Genomic DNA, 16085 nt, shown 5'->3' on the forward strand with positions numbered 1-16085 from the left:
CGCGCCGACGCAGGCAGTACAAGTAGTACGACAAGGAGGCGCAACGCAGGATCAGCGGTTTTGTTGGCGGCTCTAATCACATCGAACTAGGCGGCTGCTGCCAATGGCCCATGGTCCTTGGCGGAGCGCGCTTTTATAGTGAGAACCTACCCCATCATCGAGCCAAACCGTCATGAGCCATCTGGACATCCCATCCTTCCTGCGCCACCAGCCGCTGTTCCAGCAACTGTCCCCGGAGCAAATCCAGGCGCTGGTGCCGCACACCCAAGAACTGCGCGGTCTCAAGGGCCAGGTGATCTTCCAGAAGGGCGACCCTTGCGACGGCATGTTCCTGGTGGTGTACGGCCGGGTGAAGCTGGCGTTGTCCTCGGCGCAGGGCAGTGAAAAAGTGATGGAAATCATCCACCCCGGCCAGAGCTTCGCCGAGGCGGTGATGTTCCTGGGCCGGCCCTGCCCGGTGATGGCGCAGTTCCTGGAAGACGGCATGCTGCTGAAAGTGGAAGCGGCCGGCATCCTGCAAGCGATAGACCACGACCCGGCGTTTGCCCGGCGCTTGCTGGCCGGCCTGTCGCTGCGCCTGCACGGCCTGGTGCGGGACGTGGAGCGCTACTCCATCGAAAGCTCCTTGCAGCGGGTGATTGGTTATCTGCTGCAACACATCCCGGAAGACGGCGGCAGCCTCACGCCGCAGGTATCGCTGCCGGTGAACAAAAGCCTGATCGCGTCCCGGCTCAACCTGACGCCGGAAACCTTCTCGCGCATGCTGCACCAGTTGATCGAGGCGGAGCTGATCCAGGTGGATGGGCGCGATATTACCTTGGTGGATGTGGAGCGGCTGAAGGCCTTCGGCAACTGCGCTTAGAGCCACTAACAAAACCCCTGATCCTGCGTTGCGCCTCCTTGTCGTACTACTCGTACTGCCTGCGTCGGCGCGCCTTGGCTCAGGTACGCTGCGCGGTTTTGTTAGCGGCTCTTAGAACCTGTTTACGATCTGCTGCGCGTCGGCGATACAGCGTTGAAAACGTCTTCGAAATGCTCATGTACCACCTGTACATTCCGCTTTCTCAGCCATTTTCGCCTTGCCTCGCCTTAGCTCGCGAGATCGTAAACAGGTTCTTAGAACCTGTTTACGATCTTTCCGAGAGAGATCGTTGTTCAAGACATTGGATCCACTGCGCGGATGATGGTTCAGGGCCGGTTCCGCCCTGACCGAGCCAGGCAAGCACCGTCGCGAGGGAGTCAAGCAGGGAGGAGATAGTGGCTTGGCCAAATATCCCCTCCACCTCTAAAGACCAGCCGGCGGCAGGCTTGAAGAGAGCCTGCGCGCGTGGGATTCGTGGTTTCCCGCGTATTTACAGCGCTTCAGGATAGGTACGCATCGTGCCCGTTCAGGGAGGCGCCCCCTCCGGCGGCGGCGCTCCCACCAAGGCCTGGCGCGCCAGCGCCATATTGCTGAACCCCGCCTGCCGATAACACAGCCGCGCGCAAGTATCGCGGTTGCTCCATGCGCCGGACGCCCACATCGCCAGGATGGCGGCGCGGGCGTATTCCTGCTCGCCATAACGTTGCTGCCAACGGCGAAACTCCGCCAGCGCCAGCTGGATCTCCTGAAGAATGGCCGTGGAATTGGCTGGATGGGCCGGGCAGTCGTCCGCCAAGGCGACTACGCCGCTGCGCGCCTCATAAACAATGAGCAAACGCGCGGCGCGCTTGAGCGCGTCGTTGTGCTGCTTCAATAGCTTCATCATGGCAATGCTCCCCATCCGACAGATCAAAACACGCGATTGATGCGCTGCAGCCCCAGCTGCAAACGCTGCTGCACCGGCTCCAGCAAGGCCAGCGCTTCCTCGCTGCTGAACAGCAGCGGCTCGTCGCGGCGTTGCAGCAGAGTGAGCAGGGCTTGCAAGCTCAGGTGGGCGGCGCGCAGATCGATCGTGCCTTGCAAGAGCAGGGCATCCAGCTCGGCGTGGCTGCGGCTCAACTGCCGGCCCAGCGCGCCCAAGGCCACCATATCGCCAGCGGCGGACGGCAGTTGATGCAGGCATAGGCGTAGCTGTTCCAGCGGCGCGGCGCTGTTGGGGTCGTGCGGTTCTCCTGCGCACAGCGGGCAGGCGGGAGGGGAAAGAGCGGAAGGAAAAGTAGCGAAGGTCATCACGGTCTCCATGTCAGTTTGGAAACCTGCCTAGGCGAGGCTAGGGCAGGCACGTGACAAGGTGGCAAAACCGGCTGACTTTCCAGTGACCGGCAATCCTTTCGGATTCCCTGCCACGGCCCGCCCCGAATGGGTACGGCGTGGCAGCAGACGTAACAGTGCCAAAGCGGACTGTTGAGTCTGCGGGAAAGTCAGTTTTGGGTTTACCAGCCCTGCGCCGTGTGATTGAGCACGACGCGGGACCAAGCCTAAACAGGCTGGGAGGGGGCGTCAAGGTGGGGGCATTGATTTGAACGTCTTGGGTGTCCAGTTGCCTAGTTCGCCGATATGGTTAAAACAGGAGATAGTCGGGTTAGGGCTGAACTTATAAAAATAAAAACGGCGATATGTATTATCGCCGTTTTTATTTATTCTGGAAGGATGAATTTGTCAGAGGTTGGGAAGGTCATGTTCCTCAGGTGGCTTTCAACTTCCCTGATAATATCTTCGGATGTTTCAGGCCTATCTTTGCACTTTGCGGCCCAGTCACGTCCTGGATGAAGTACATCCCAGCGTGGTCGCTTACCATTATGGCGTCCTTTTCCGGGATCGTGGTTGCCAAATCCATCTACCAAGGAGTTCCATACTGGCGAATACCGAGCAATCAGTAATGATTCGCCTAGAGGAATCCAAATGTCTTCCACGACTAGGAAGCGACATGTAAAGTCATTTATATCTAGGTTGTCAACCGCGCGGATGCTTTCCGCATGCTCTGATAGGCGGCTAAGTAGAGCTTTCCCCGCCTTACTGTTAACGGCGGGTTCCCCTCCTTTACGAGATCCAGAGGGGACTGCTTTGCCAACATAAATCGGAATTTGCTTGGATTGCTGGTTCCGTTTGGCAATTTCTTCGTATGGAGAAAATGTTCCAGAATAATAAATTGCGTATATGCCCGCGCCACGAAATTTGGGAAGATTATCTAGTGGATAAATTTTGCCTGCGAGAAGGGCTTCGGCCACCGAAGCGCCTAGATTTTTCTTGTCGAGTGGGTTGAATGGAATGAATGGGATGACTTCTGCGGTCATGCGACACCCTTTGTTTTATTTTTGGACAACTGAGCCTCAAGCTCTAGCATCTGGGAAACAAGAAGGCGTTCGGCGACACTGGATGCTACGACGCGAGCCAGCATCACGGGAACCGCGTTTCCGAGCTGTCGCATTGTTTCAGTCCATGAACCATGGAAATGGTAGCCATCGGGGAAGGTTTGAATGCGAGCGGCTTCCCTGACTGTGAAATAGCGAACCGATCCATCCTCATGGACTAGCATGTTCTCCCCGCCGGGTACTCCATGAGCTCCCGCTTTCAAGGTCTTTGCAGGCAGGTCGAGTGGACTGCCGGTGTGACCGGGGTATACTCGCGCGCCATCTTGAAAGAAGTGGTTGGCAATATGTTTTGCTTTCTTGCTGCGCGGGTCGGGTAGGCCTAATAATGCATCACGAACAGTCCGCCATGGGAGAGTTTCGGGTGGTAAAAACTCAAGGCTGTTGATGCGCGATTGGAGTTTCTCCGGGGGGAGTGGCCGCATATTATTGGGAATGGAATGCCGTTCCCAATATTCACCAGTTACCCATTGTTCGTATAGCAAGGCATCAAAACTGTGTGTGGCTTTGGGGAATGACCACTCGATGCCTAGATCAGAGCGGAAACCGACGATAAAAACACGTTCCCGCTTTTGTGGAATGCCATAGTCCGCCGCATTCACCAGTGTTGGAACAACATTATAGGTTAGGCCCGAGTTAAAGGCGTTTCCGGATGCTTTTTCCTTCTGGAGGCGAAGAAAGTGCTCATACCAACCTTCGGAGCCGAGTCTTCCAATCTCGGGAAAGGTAAGCTGAAGCAGAATGTATTGGTAATAGTTAGCAAAGGATGAGCGCGTCAGGCCTTTCACGTTTTCCACGATGAATGCGCGCGGACGTAGCCTACGAATGATATCCACCGTTGCGGGAAACATGTCTCGACTATCATCATGGGCCTTGTGTTTACCTCCCATCGAAAATGGTTGGCATGGTGGGCCGCCCGCGACGAGATCTATCCCATCTCCCAGGCCAGACCAGTCGAAGTGGCGAACATCGCCCTCAGCCACGTTCCATCCTTCAACCAGAGGATACCCACGAGCACCATTCTCTCGGATTGTGTCGCATGCCCACTTGTCCCACTCGACAACGGCCTGAGGCTCGAAACCGGCGAGGTGGACGCCCATTGCGAGTCCTCCCGCGCCAGCGAACAACTCAACACATTTCATCTTGTTTCCCCTTCATCAAGGAACTGCCGTAAGCGTTCGGCAAGTTGTTCCTTGAGTTTCAACTGACATTCCCAAACTATGAGGACTCGCCAACCCGAGGCTTGCAATGCCGCGATTTTGCGGGCATCCCTTAGTCGGTTTCCCTCGAGCTTTGCCGACCAAAACTCGACACGTGACTTTGGCATTCTGGCCAGAGAGCACATCTCATGGCGATGCCAGAAACAGCCATGTACAAAAATAATGGCTTTTCGAGATCGGAAAACCAAATCAGGCTTACCTGGTAGATCGCGGCAATGTAGGCGATACCGGTATCCCATGCCGTGGATGAGTTTCCGAACGAACATTTCAGGCTTGGTATCCACAGAGCGAACCCTCGCCATCCGTTGGCTTCGCTCCTTGGGTGTAAGCGTATCCATGGCCGTTAGCTTAGCGCATTCCGAGGTTAGACACGCAAGTGAGCGCTACAGATGGATTGCGGCTTTAGCATGAAAAAAGCCCTCCTGAATGGAGAGCTCCATGGTGGTTTCGATCAGAGCCCTAAGCGCTGAAGGCAACTTAAGGCGGTGATTCTAACAGTAGCCCCTCTCCCTTACTAGTTTGTGACGGAGGATTTCATGGGCTTGTGCTGTGGCTGCATTGCCACGCATCCTCCCCTCACCCCGCCCCCTCCACCCGATTCCGCCCATTGGCCTTGGCCCGATACAAGGCCTCGTCCGCGCGCTGGACGATGGTTTCGTGGGTGTCGTCTTCTTCCTGCGCGCTGGCCGCGCCTATGCTGACGGTGATGACGCCGGCCACGGTGTCGGAGGCGGCGGATATCGCCGTGCGCACGCGCTCGGCCAGCACCATGGCGCCTTCGGCGTCGGTGTCGGGCAGCAGGAGCAGGAATTCCTCGCCGCCGTAGCGGGCGGCAAAGTCGGTGGTGCGCGCCACGCTGTGCAGGGTGGCGGCAATCTGTTGCAGCACTTGGTCGCCCACCGCGTGGCCGTAGGTGTCGTTGACGCGCTTGAAGTGGTCGGCGTCCATCAGCAGCACTGAATAGGGCGCATGGCTGCGGCGGAAGCGCTGGTATTCCGCGGTCAGCCGTTCCGCGGCGGCCATGCGGTTGCCCAGGCCGGTCAGCGCATCGCTGCGCGCCATCTGTTCCAGCAGCGTGGCGCGTTCGGCCAGTTGGCGGTTGGCTTCGCTTAGCGCTTCGGTGCGCTCTTCCACTTTTTTCTCCAGGCTGGCGTTGATGGCGGCCAGTTCGCCGCGGCGCGCCAGCAGGGTGGTGGCCATCTGGCGTATCGCCAAGGAGAGTTTATTAAACTCATGTGAAGAGGCGTCTATTTTCCACTCCACATGTTCCTCTCCTGCGCTGATGCGCTGTGCGGTGCTTACAAGCGCTTCCAGCGGGCTGCTGATTGATGCTGCTATGCGGTAAACCAAAACAACCAGTAAAAGGGTAATAATCAAGCTGGGCAGGGTGAGTTCTGAGCGGAGCCGGTGAAATGAGGCCAGGAATTGAGGTGGAGATTCACGGATAAGAACACGCCAGCCTTTTTTGGCAGGGTTTTCTATTTTGGCTTCGGCATAGAGATAGTTTGTGCCGTCCGGCCAATCTTCCTGGCGATAGCGTTGATTGACAAGCGGCGCCGGTAGTGTTGTTGGTTCATCCGCGCTTGTTGAAAAGAGTGCTATGTTTTGCTGATTGACAATAAACACCTGTGTTGCGTATTCAGCGCTATTTCGAGGTAAGAGTTCGGCAATCATGGCCGATACCCAGGACCATGAATTCTGCGCGACCAGTGTGCCACGCAAGGCTCCTGCGTCATCATAAATTGAAACGGCGTACTCTATATAGGGTGAAGGTTTGGTGCCAATGGCGGTGGCCAGTTTTCCGTCTTCAGCGATGATGCCTAGCCATTTGATGTCCGGGTTTTCCTGTTTTATCTGGACGAGTTCGTTTGTTAGTGCTTGGCTCCTGATGGAGGTAGTGGAAAATGCTTTATTGTGAGTTCGCAATCTAAGCTTCTGCTCGCGTTGAAGCAATTCCATATCGAGTGATTTGGAGATGATTTGTGCAGTGCTTAGCAGTGCCTCTCCCTTGTTTTCGATTAAGGTCTCGTTCAAAAAAGGCTCTATTGCAATATCCAGTAGGGTGGCCAGCAGAAAAAGTCCTCCAAAAACAAGGCTTAGCTGTAAACGAAAATTGCTCAGAAAGCGAAAGGAGTGACTTTTCATGGTGGAACCAATGGGAGGGTGTTACTTAATGTTTGTACCCAGTGGTGAAAAAATGCAAGTTGGAGGATGTTGAGTCGATGTGGCTGACTAGCGGGATAGCGATGGGAAATTCTTGTTGATGCTTATGGTATTTTAATTTTGATTGCTGTAATTATTTGTCGTTGCGCTGCCATGGTTTTGCCGTGCTCAACTAAGAGCGTGTTCACGATCTCGCGAGACAAGGCGAAAACGGCTGAGAAAGCGGAATGTGTCGATGGTATATCCGCATTTCGAAGCGGTACTCACCGTGTAAGGCGCCCGTGACGCGCGGCAGATCGTAAGCAGGGTCTACGGCTGAGGGTCGGTGGAGGAGGGGGGAGCGGATTGGGCTCTGAAGAGAAGTTCCGAGGCCTTGGTGAAGGCCTCGGAGGGATGCAAGAGGCTATGGCAGCCTCTTGGCGCTTTCATTACTGATGGCTACGGCGCTGCAGCCAACTTGCCAGCCGGCCGCCGAATAGCAGCTCATAAAGTACCGGCACCACGCCTAGGGTGATCAGCGTGCCCAGCAGCAGGCCTCCCATGATGGTCAAGGCCATGCCGGCCCACAGGCTGCCGCCAAAGATCAGTAACGGTACCAAGCCGGCTACGCATGTGAGCTTGGTCATCACGATAGGGCGAAGACGTGCCACCGCCGCCGCTACCACCGCATCGCGTATAGGCTTGCCGGTGGCCAGTTCCACTTCGATTCGTTCAAGCAGCAAAACAGCGTTGTTGACGATGATGCCCGCCAGGGAGAGTAAGCCAAAGTTGGCCATGAAGCCCATGGGTTCTCCGCCTATCAGCAGCGCCGGGGCAACGCCGATCATGGCAAACGGGATGATGCCTACGATCAGTGTCAATTTCCGGAAGGAGCCGAACTGCCAGATAAACAGCAGCAGCATGGCTACCACCGCATGCGGCAGGTAGTTCTCCAATGCAGCGCTGGAGTCCGCCGCTTCTTCTATCTCCGCTCCCAGCTCGATATGGTAGCCGGGTGGCAACTTGATTTGCTTGATGCTCGGTGCCGCGCGGTCAACCGTCTGCTGCGCGGTGGCGGTGGTGCTGCGTCCTTCTACGGTGAGCGTGCGCACCAAGTCGCGTCGTATGATGGTTGACGGTTCGGACGCAAGCGACGCGCTTGCCACTGCTGACAAGGGCACCGGCGCCGCGCCATTGGCCGGGTAGATGAGGGTGTTGGCCAAATCTTCCGGATGGGCTCGCTCGGCGCCGCTACCCCTGATGATCATCGGCACCAGCGTATCTCCGTCGCGCAGCACGGAGGCTTCCACGCCGGTATAGCGCATGCCCAATGCGGTTGCGATATCTTCGCTGCTGATCCCCAGGCGCCGCGCCTTGCGTTGGTCGATTTCAACATCCACGCGAGGAACGCGTGGTCCCCAGTCATTGCGGACTTGCACCAGCCCCGGCAGCGGGCGCAGCGCCGCTTGGATTTGTTGACCGATATTGCGCAATACCGCTTCGTCCGGCCCACTGATCCGATAGGCCACTAGGCCGGCATCGTTGGTGCTGCGCGAGAAGCGCTTGGCATCCACGCGCACGTCGGAGTACTTGCGGGCCATCCATTGCTGGGTGCGCTGGATCATGCTTTCCAATTCATCGCTATCGCGAACGCTGACGGTGAGATAGCCGATATTGGAGGCGGGCAATGGCGGGTTGAGCGACAGGACGATACGGGGGCCGCCATCCGCCACATAGCCGATGCTGGTGGTGACTTCGGGGTTCGCTTTCTTATCGCTCAGCCAGCGGCTGAGATCGCGCACAACGGTTTGGGTCCTGCGGGCATCGCTGCCGGGCTGCAGCTCGACAACGACCTGGAATTGCGGCCGATCCGAGGGCGGCAGGAAGCCTGTGGGCACTTGCGACAGCAGACCCATGGAGCAGACAAACAGCAAGGTCATGCCCGCCAGCATGAGGCCTTTGTGGTCTAGTACTTTGCGGATGACTCGGGCATAAGCGGTGTAAAAGCGGCTGTCTTTCGCTGGGGCATCGTTGTCGTGGTGACCGGCCTTGAGAAAGTAGTAGCACAGCAGCGGCGTAATGGTCAGGCACAGCAGCCAGGAGCCAAGCAATGACAGCGTCACTACGACCACGAGTGGTCGGAGGTACTCATTGACCGTGGTATTGCCAAAAAAGAATGGCGAGAAGGCGAAGATAATGACGAGAGAGGACGTCAGCAGAGGAATGGCCAAGGTTTTACCGGCCTGGATGCAGGCAGACTTGCGTTCCTCTCCAGCGGCCAAGCGCCGCTCTACGTCCTCGGCGATGACGATGCCATTGTCAACCAGTAGGCCGAGCGCGATGATGATCGCCGCCATCGATACGATGTGAAGTTCGATGTCTAGAGAGCGCATCACCAGCAGCGTGGCCAAGATGGTCAGCGGTACGATGCTGCCAACAATAATGCCTGCTCGCCACCCGAGAAACAGCACCACTACCGTCATCACGATCAGGATGGTTTCTTCCATCACCCTGTTCATATTGCCCATTTCATGCTCAACCACGTCGGCTTGGAATGAGACGTAGTCCAGCATGAATCCAGTGGGTAGCAGTTGCTCTTGCAGTTCGCTTACCCGTGTCTTGAGTTCCTTGCCCAGTTCCTTGATGTTCTGGCCTCGGCGCATGGAAACACCCAGCACCACGGCATTTTCTCCGCGGTAGATGGCTGCGGACTCCGGAGGGTCCGCGGGGAGCACTTTCACTTGGGCGATGTCTCCCAGGCGCACGGTGGACGCTACCGCGTTAGGGCCGGTAGGAGGCGTCAGCATGAAATTGCGCAGCGCTTCGATCGAGCGTATTTCGCCGGAAGCAACAACCGCTGCGTTTAGGCCGGACATGACCACTTGGCCGCCTGAAAGCACCACGTTCTGCTGTTGAAGTTGCTGTATCACCGCGCTGGTGCCCAGCCCCAGGCCTGCCAGGCGATTGCGATCGAACTCGATGTAGATCCGCTCGTCCTGCAAACCGTGGAAGCTGACGCCCTGAATTCCCTTGATGCCGTAGATGCCCTCACGCAGGCGCTTGAGCGGTTCGCGCATCTCGCTCATGGAGAAGCCTGGGGCGGTGATGGCGATCGAGGCGATGGCAACCCGCCCGAAATCGTCATTGATCTGCGGCGGCAATGTCCCTGCAGGGAACGATGGGGTGGCTTCGCCCACTTTGGCGCGCATGCGCTGCCACACCGGAATCAGGTCCTTGATTTCATCCCGCAGACTAACCCGTACCGCCACGCTGCCTGATCGAACCGTGCTGGTCACGTGCTTGATTTCAGGCAGCTGGCGCAGTCTTTCTTCCAGCGGGCGCGCCACTAGCTGTTCCATGCGCTCGGCCGGCATGCCCGGGTTGGAGACAAAAATGATTGCGTCTCGGATTGTGGTGGAAGGTTCCTCCTGCGACGGGAAGCTCAGAAAGGTGAACACCCCGGTTACCAAGACTAATAAGGCAGCAAAAAAGGTCAGGCGACTATTGTTGAGAGCAGCTTCGGTCAATCTCATCGCTCGGCTCCTTGTGCGGATGGGAGCAAGGTTTCCGACGAGTAGGATTTGGCGGGCTGACCTTCATGTAGAAAAGCCGCACCGGCTACGACCACACGCTCACCCGTGGCGAGGCCCTGGGTAATGGTGATGCGGCCGCCGCTTTGCATGCCAGTGCTGGTGTGGACGGTGCGATGTTGTAGCTTGCCCGCGGGGGTCAGAACGAAAACCGCGGCTTGCCCCGGTTGTGAGGCCGGCAAGATCGCCGATGCGGGCAGACTGATTTTGTCGGTTGGGTGCGGATTGGGCAGTTCCACGGAAATCACGCCCCCGCTACGCAATGAAGCCGGTGCCTTCGGCAAGCGGAAGATTGCCTGCACCAAAGAGCCATTGTCGCTGCGTGCAGACACGCGCTCCAACGATAGCGGAAAGGTCTCGTTCCCACTTTTGCCGCGTGCGCTGCTGCCGGGGGTCAGGGAGGCGGTAACCGACTCCGGGAGCATGGCAACGACTTCAAGTTGGTTGCCAGACTGAATTTGCAAGATGCTCTGGCCTGCTGCCACATCAGTGAACGGCTGTGCTTGGCGAGCCACGATCTCGCCGTCAAAGGGGGCGGTAATCCGGCTGTGGGCTAGGTCGCGCCGGGCGGTGGAAAGGGCCGCGTTGGCCGCGTCCAGTTGACTGCGGGCCTGTTGGTAGGCGGCTTGCGTGGACTGTAAGGCCGTGGGGGAGATGATTTTGTCACGAGCCAGTGCCTGTTGCTGTTCTAGCTGGGCACTGCGTTCCGTGAGCGTGGCCGCCGCGGCGGCGCGGTCGGCTTCGGCTTTGTCCAATCGCCAGCGCGCGGGGGCCTCGTCCAAGCGTGCGAGTAGTTGGCCCGCGCGCACGCGATCGCCTACTTCTACTTGGATAGCCACAATGCGGCCAGCAGTTTCAAAGCTCAGGTCGCTACGCTGACGAGCACGCAGAGTGCCAACAAAATTGTTGCTTGCTGCTTGGGTCTGAGCCGTGCCGACAATCTCGGTTTTGACTACTTTGGGTAGCGCTGTTGCAGGCTGCGTGGATTGGGAGCAGGCGCTGAGCATGAAAGCGGATGCCGCCACAGCTAAGGTTATGGCGCTGATTGAAGGCAAAGAGTGTTGTAAATGCATGACTGAATCTCAAGTGGGCGGGGGTTAAGGCAATTCGCGCGCCAACTCCAGTAGCGTCTCTCGCATAGCCGCGCGCTGATCTGGCGTGAACTTGTGTAGTTGGAGCAATTCGAGCAGCAGCAAGCCATCCATGGCTAATGACAACAGTTGAAAGAGCGCGGGATTAGGGCTGCGGCCTAAGGCGTCATAGCCGCGGGAAAACAATGCCTGTACCTGGGGAAGCAGGTGCGGGTGTGCGGTGGCAGCTACCAACATATTGGCGAGCAATTGTTTCTGGCTAGCGGGCATGTCGAAGGTAAAGTCCACTAACTCGGCGATCTTGGCCTGAGGTGAGACGATCTGGGGCTGGTCTGAGACAGGGATGCCAATTTGTGCATCCAGCTCAGTCACCATGCGTTCAAGCAGCGCGCTCAAAAGCTCGTCACGCGTCTTGAAGTGGTAAATCAGACCCGCTTTAGTGATGCCTGCGGCGGTGGCGGTTGCCTGGATGCTTACATTGCTAACGCCATGCTTGGTCAGAATCGCGGCGGCCGCATCAAGGATAGTGTCGCGAGAGTTGGTGCTATTAGACGGGGGCAAGATAATTCCTTTACATTCACTGTACTGTACGTATAGTATAGTAGTTGAAATCAACTAGTCAATCATGGAGTTATCGGATGCATCCCAAATCTTCTGTCTCGGGCTTTGGATCCCCGCGCATCACTCGTCAGATGCTACTTAGTGTGGGCGCGTGTGCCGTACTGAGCTTGACGGGCTGCACCTCAATGCAGCCAAGTTCATCAATTGGAAAAGTCTCAGTCGCGGTGCCGGCTAAGTGGAACGAAGTTGTGAGCGACAGTAAGGGAAGCGATGCGAGCAACTGGTGGCATGGCTTTGGCATTCATGAGCTGGATGATCTGATCAGGACTGCGCTGGCATCGAATCGAGACTTGCGGATCGCAACAGCTCGTCTGGAGCAGGCTCGCGCATTGACCGATAGGGCACAGGCGGATCGCCGTCCGCAACTGGACGCCGTGGCGGGTGCGCAGCGCGGCAGGAATAATGGTCTTGATCCAAAAACTGAGCGTAGCAGCGTTGGCATGCGCGCCAGTTGGGAAGTGGATCTATTTGGTCGTGGAGCATTAGCGGTCGACGCAAGCCAAGCGGATGCCCAAGCAAGCCAACATGCGCTGGAAGCCGCGCAGATCGCCCTGGCCGCCGATGTGGCTGCTGCGTATTTTGAATTGCGCACCTTGGCGCAAAGAGTGGAGCTGCGTCGACAGGCGAGTCTGGTGGCGGAAAATCAGCTTAAAGTTGCCCAGCGTAAGTTCATCGCAGGCCAGACCACGGCATTGGAAGTCGAGCGCTGGAGGACTGAGCTGGCACAAGAACAGGCAACCATCGCGCAGTTGGATGGCCAACGGCGAGTACATCATCGCCAGCTGGCCGTGCTGCTGGGGGTTGGAGAAGCTCCGGTGCTGGGCCTGCTTGCCACGGGTGAGGCCCCTCCGCCTCCGGCCCTGAAGCTACCTGGAGAATTGCTGGAAAGACGCCCTGATGTGTTGCGCCAAGCCAGGGCCCTGGATGGCGCATTGGCTCGTGTCGGAGTGGCGCGTAAAGAGGTGTACCCAAAGCTGCAGATCGATTGGGCTGGATCGCGTGAGAGGACGGCGCTCGTTGGTGGAGGGGCGTCTCCGCAAATTGTGCTTGCTTATGGTGTCTCGCTATCGTTGCCCATTCTTGATGGGGGCCGTATTCGCAGCAATATCAAGATACAGGAGGCCCGCGCCAAGGAGGCGATGGCTGAGTATGAGAAGACCATGTTGCAAGCATTGGCGGATGCGGAGTCGGCACTCGTGCAGTGGACCGCTTCTGAGGTCTCGCTGCGGGAGTGGCGGAAGGCTGAGGCCGCAGGGAATGTCGCAGTCAGTCACGCGGGACGGATGTTCGATGCGGGGATGAGTGATCAGAGCGCGGTGCTGGATGCCCGGCGTAATTATCTGCATGCACAGGATGAAGTGAGCCAGGCGGAGGGTGCCCGATGGGCGGCGGCGGTGAATTTGCGAAGAGTGTTTGCCGGCGCGATTTAATTCATGTGTTGCTCCAACCGTTCTCATCTCTCTTGAGTCATTGAAGGGCTGGTGTGGAAAAGATGGAACGAAAAACACGGAAACTCTGGTGGGGTGTGGCTTGCTGGTAATGCTCTAGGCAATTTTGCAGCTGAGCATGGCGCCGTGGCTGGTTCGTGGCGTCCACTCCATCGCTGGGTCTTGCCGCCGGTGCGCACCAGCGCTTGTCGCGGCACGGCGGCGTATTGGGCGCGCTGCAACGCGGCGTCGCCGTAGACCTAACGGCTGCTGGCGTCGGTCTCCAGTTGCGATTTGCGGCTTCGGTGTGTTGCCCTCATGCATGGCCAGCGCGCTGCCCATAAAAATTAGGCGGCAGGATGTCAATGCAGCATGGGTCTTTCCGCGTTGGAGCATGGAGATTCGATAGTGATGCAAACAGGGTGCGAATGCGGCGCCATGGCTTCCACCATGCGGCCGCCCGGCGCGATTCAAGGCCGCCAGGCCCTGATCCTCGTGGCTGAGGATGAACCCGAGATCGCGGAGATCCTCTCCGCCTATCTGACGCGCAGCGGCATGCGCTGCGTGCACGCGGCCAACGGCCGGCAAGCGCTGGAGCTGCATTTGTCGCTAAAGCCGGATCTGGTGTTGCTGGATGTGCAGATGCCCCATGTCGACGGCTGGCAGGTGCTGGCCGAGCTGCGTCATCGCGGCGATACGCCGGTGATCATGCTGACGGCGCTGGATCAGGACATCGACAAGCTGATGGGCTTGCGCATCGGCGCCGACGATTACGTGGTCAAGCCCTTCAATCCGGCGGAGGTGGTGGCGCGCGCGCAGGCGGTGCTGCGCCGCTCCATGTCGTCCGCGCGCCAGGCGGAGCCGCGCGTGCTGCGCGCCGCGCCGTTCGAGATTGATCTGGAAAATCACGAGGTGGCGGTGATGGCGGGCAAGCAGCGCCATGTGCTGAGCTTGACGCTGACCGAATTCAAGCTGCTGGTGCAATTGGCGCGCGCGCCGCGGCGGGTGTTCAGCCGCGCCGAGCTGCTGGCCGCCTGCCTGCCGGAAGGCGACGCGCTGGAGCGCACCGTGGACAGCCATATCAGCAAGCTGCGCAAGAAGCTGGAGGAGCGCGGCGTGGACGGCGTGCCGGTGGGCGTGCGCGGCGTGGGCTACAAGCTGTGGGGCGCGGAATGAGGCTGGCGGGGCTGAGCCGGCAGATTGCGCTGTCGATGGCGACGATGGCTTTCTGCGTGACCGTGCTGGTGGTGGTGACCGGCTTCTCTTTCTACTATGTGGCGATGACTTACTGGCCGGTGCATTTCGAGACGCCGGGCTGGAAGATGACGATGCCGGAGTGGGTGTGGCTGCTGTCCAGCACGATGGCCGGCCTGGCGCTGTCGGTGGCGATGGGCCTGCGCCTGGCGCGCCGCATCCTGGTGCCGCTCAACTCGGTGGCGGAGAGCATACGCCGCGTCGCCCAGGGCGATCTGGACGCGCGCGCCGCGGCCGGCGACCGTTCGCTGCGCGAGGCGGCGGCGCTGGCCGACGATTTCAACGCGCTGGCGGACCAGTTGCAGCGCATGACCAAGGAGCAGACGTTTTGGAACGCCGCCATCGCCCATGAGCTGCGCACGCCGGTGACGGTGTTGCGCGGCCGCTTGCAGGGGTTGGCGGAAGGGGTGTTCACGCCGGATGAAAGCCAGTTCCGCCGTTTGCTGGTGCAGGTGGAGGGCCTGGCGCAGTTGATCGAGGATTTGTGGGTGATCAGCCTGGCGGAAAGCGGGCATTTGGATATCGAGCTGCGCGACACCGATCTGGGCGCCGAAGTGCGCGCGGTGGTGGAGGTGTTCGAGGACGCCTTGTTGGCGGCCGGGCAGCAAGCGGTGCTGGACCTGGACGGCCAGATGGCGCGTTGCGACCCGGTGCGCATCCGCCAGGCCTTGCTGGCCTTGCTGGACAATGCCCGCCGTTATGCGTCGCCCGGCGCGATCCGCATCCAGACCCGGCTGAGCGATGGCCAGTGCCTGCTGCGGGTGGAGGATGAGGGGCCGGGGATTGCGGAGGAACTCGCGCCGCATGTGTTCGAGGCTTTCTGGCGCGCCGACGGCGCGCGCCAAAGAGGCAAGGGCGGCAGCGGCCTGGGGCTGGCGGTGGTGGCCGCCATCGCGCTGGCTCACGGCGGCGAGGCCCGTTGCAGCCGCGTGGGCGGCGGCAGCCGCTTTGAGCTGGTGTGGCCGCAGCCGGAATGAGCCTGGCCGGGCCTGCTAGCCGGCCCGGCGTTCAGCCCATTTCATGAACACGATTTCCGGGTCGCCATCGTCCAGATTGTCGATGCGCCCGCTTTCCCTGAAGCCCAGCTTATCCAGCAAGCGCCGCATCGGCAGATTGGAAGCATTGCTGGAGGTGAACAGCTTGTCGCCCGCGCAGCGCGTTTCCAACGCGCTCATCAACGCGTGGCCGACGCCGCGGCCTCTGGCGGTTTCCGCCACCATCAGCAGCGCGACAAAATGCTGTTGGAAGAAGGAGCGGTCCAGGATGCCGTAGCCCCGCACCTCCGCGGCTTCAGCCAGCCAGCAGCTTTGCGCGGCGATGGCCTCGCCCAGCATCTGGCACCGGCCAGGCTCTCGCTGCGCGATGGGGTCGATGCTGATCAGCGCGGACAGGTCCGCCGCTTGCGCGCGCCGTATCTTGATATCCATTTCTTGCATGGTTTGCATGTGG

The 16085-nt window shown here is 59.1% G+C and carries 14 protein-coding genes; 4 read left to right on the forward strand and 10 right to left on the reverse strand.

Annotation, left to right across the window (positions count from 1 at the left end; translation table 11 throughout):
• Positions 1 to 172 precede the first annotated feature (172 nt).
• Positions 173 to 862 (forward strand): Crp/Fnr family transcriptional regulator, encoded by a 690-nt coding sequence (locus VI26_RS04630; RefSeq protein ID WP_048408594.1) that lies wholly within the window; start codon positions 173 to 175, stop codon positions 860 to 862.
• Positions 863 to 1388: 526 nt separating this feature from the next.
• Here VI26_RS04630 and VI26_RS04635 read toward each other — a convergent pair.
• From VI26_RS04635 to VI26_RS04665, 9 genes are all read right to left on the reverse strand, one after another.
• Positions 1389 to 1748: a hypothetical protein gene (locus tag VI26_RS04635; protein ID WP_048408595.1), complete on the reverse strand. Its 360-nt coding sequence runs from the start codon at positions 1746 to 1748 to the stop codon at positions 1389 to 1391.
• Between the two features lie 23 nt (positions 1749 to 1771).
• Positions 1772 to 2152: a hypothetical protein gene (locus VI26_RS04640; RefSeq protein ID WP_048408596.1), complete on the reverse strand. Its 381-nt coding sequence runs from the start codon at positions 2150 to 2152 to the stop codon at positions 1772 to 1774.
• A gap of 407 nt (positions 2153 to 2559) precedes the next feature.
• On the reverse strand, positions 2560 to 3216 hold the full coding sequence (locus VI26_RS23610; RefSeq protein WP_082150883.1) for an Eco29kI family restriction endonuclease: 657 nt from the start codon (positions 3214 to 3216) through the stop codon (positions 2560 to 2562).
• Positions 3213 to 4433: a DNA cytosine methyltransferase gene (locus VI26_RS04645; RefSeq protein WP_048408597.1), complete on the reverse strand. Its 1221-nt coding sequence runs from the start codon at positions 4431 to 4433 to the stop codon at positions 3213 to 3215. Before VI26_RS04645 ends, VI26_RS23610 begins: the two co-directional genes overlap by 4 nt.
• Complete coding sequence (locus tag VI26_RS25295; protein ID WP_082150884.1) at positions 4430 to 4849, reverse strand: very short patch repair endonuclease; 420 nt, start codon at positions 4847 to 4849, stop codon at positions 4430 to 4432. The genes VI26_RS04645 and VI26_RS25295 overlap by 4 nt, the downstream gene beginning before the upstream one ends.
• 238 nt (positions 4850 to 5087) lie before the next feature.
• On the reverse strand, positions 5088 to 6656 hold the full coding sequence (locus VI26_RS23620; protein ID WP_082150885.1) for a diguanylate cyclase: 1569 nt from the start codon (positions 6654 to 6656) through the stop codon (positions 5088 to 5090).
• A gap of 446 nt (positions 6657 to 7102) precedes the next feature.
• Complete coding sequence (locus tag VI26_RS04655; RefSeq protein WP_048408598.1) at positions 7103 to 10186, reverse strand: efflux RND transporter permease subunit; 3084 nt, start codon at positions 10184 to 10186, stop codon at positions 7103 to 7105.
• Positions 10183 to 11316, reverse strand: coding sequence for an efflux RND transporter periplasmic adaptor subunit (locus tag VI26_RS04660; protein ID WP_053074228.1), 1134 nt, complete (start codon positions 11314 to 11316; stop codon positions 10183 to 10185). Before VI26_RS04660 ends, VI26_RS04655 begins: the two co-directional genes overlap by 4 nt.
• A gap of 24 nt (positions 11317 to 11340) precedes the next feature.
• Complete coding sequence (locus tag VI26_RS04665; protein ID WP_053074229.1) at positions 11341 to 11895, reverse strand: TetR/AcrR family transcriptional regulator; 555 nt, start codon at positions 11893 to 11895, stop codon at positions 11341 to 11343.
• A gap of 131 nt (positions 11896 to 12026) precedes the next feature.
• Here VI26_RS04665 and VI26_RS04670 point away from each other — a divergent pair, with 131 nt between their 5' ends.
• The 3 genes from VI26_RS04670 to VI26_RS04680 all read left to right on the forward strand — a co-directional run bounded on the left by VI26_RS04670 (position 12027) and on the right by VI26_RS04680 (position 15613).
• Positions 12027 to 13385 (forward strand): efflux transporter outer membrane subunit, encoded by a 1359-nt coding sequence (locus VI26_RS04670; protein WP_082150896.1) that lies wholly within the window; start codon positions 12027 to 12029, stop codon positions 13383 to 13385.
• A 435-nt stretch (positions 13386 to 13820) separates the two neighbouring features.
• Positions 13821 to 14558, forward strand: coding sequence for a response regulator (locus VI26_RS04675; RefSeq protein ID WP_048408599.1), 738 nt, complete (start codon positions 13821 to 13823; stop codon positions 14556 to 14558).
• The gene (locus tag VI26_RS04680; protein ID WP_048408600.1) at positions 14555 to 15613 is read left to right on the forward strand and encodes an ATP-binding protein; all 1059 of its coding nucleotides are present in this window, start codon (positions 14555 to 14557) and stop codon (positions 15611 to 15613) included. Before VI26_RS04675 ends, VI26_RS04680 begins: the two co-directional genes overlap by 4 nt.
• A gap of 15 nt (positions 15614 to 15628) precedes the next feature.
• Here the strand turns inward: VI26_RS04680 and VI26_RS04685 are convergent, their stop codons facing one another.
• Positions 15629 to 16081, reverse strand: coding sequence for a GNAT family N-acetyltransferase (locus tag VI26_RS04685; protein WP_197081386.1), 453 nt, complete (start codon positions 16079 to 16081; stop codon positions 15629 to 15631).
• Positions 16082 to 16085: the final 4 nt, after the last annotated feature.

This window comes from Chromobacterium sp. LK1 (assembly GCF_001043555.1).
GTDB classification, from domain to species: domain Bacteria; phylum Pseudomonadota; class Gammaproteobacteria; order Burkholderiales; family Chromobacteriaceae; genus Chromobacterium; species Chromobacterium aquaticum.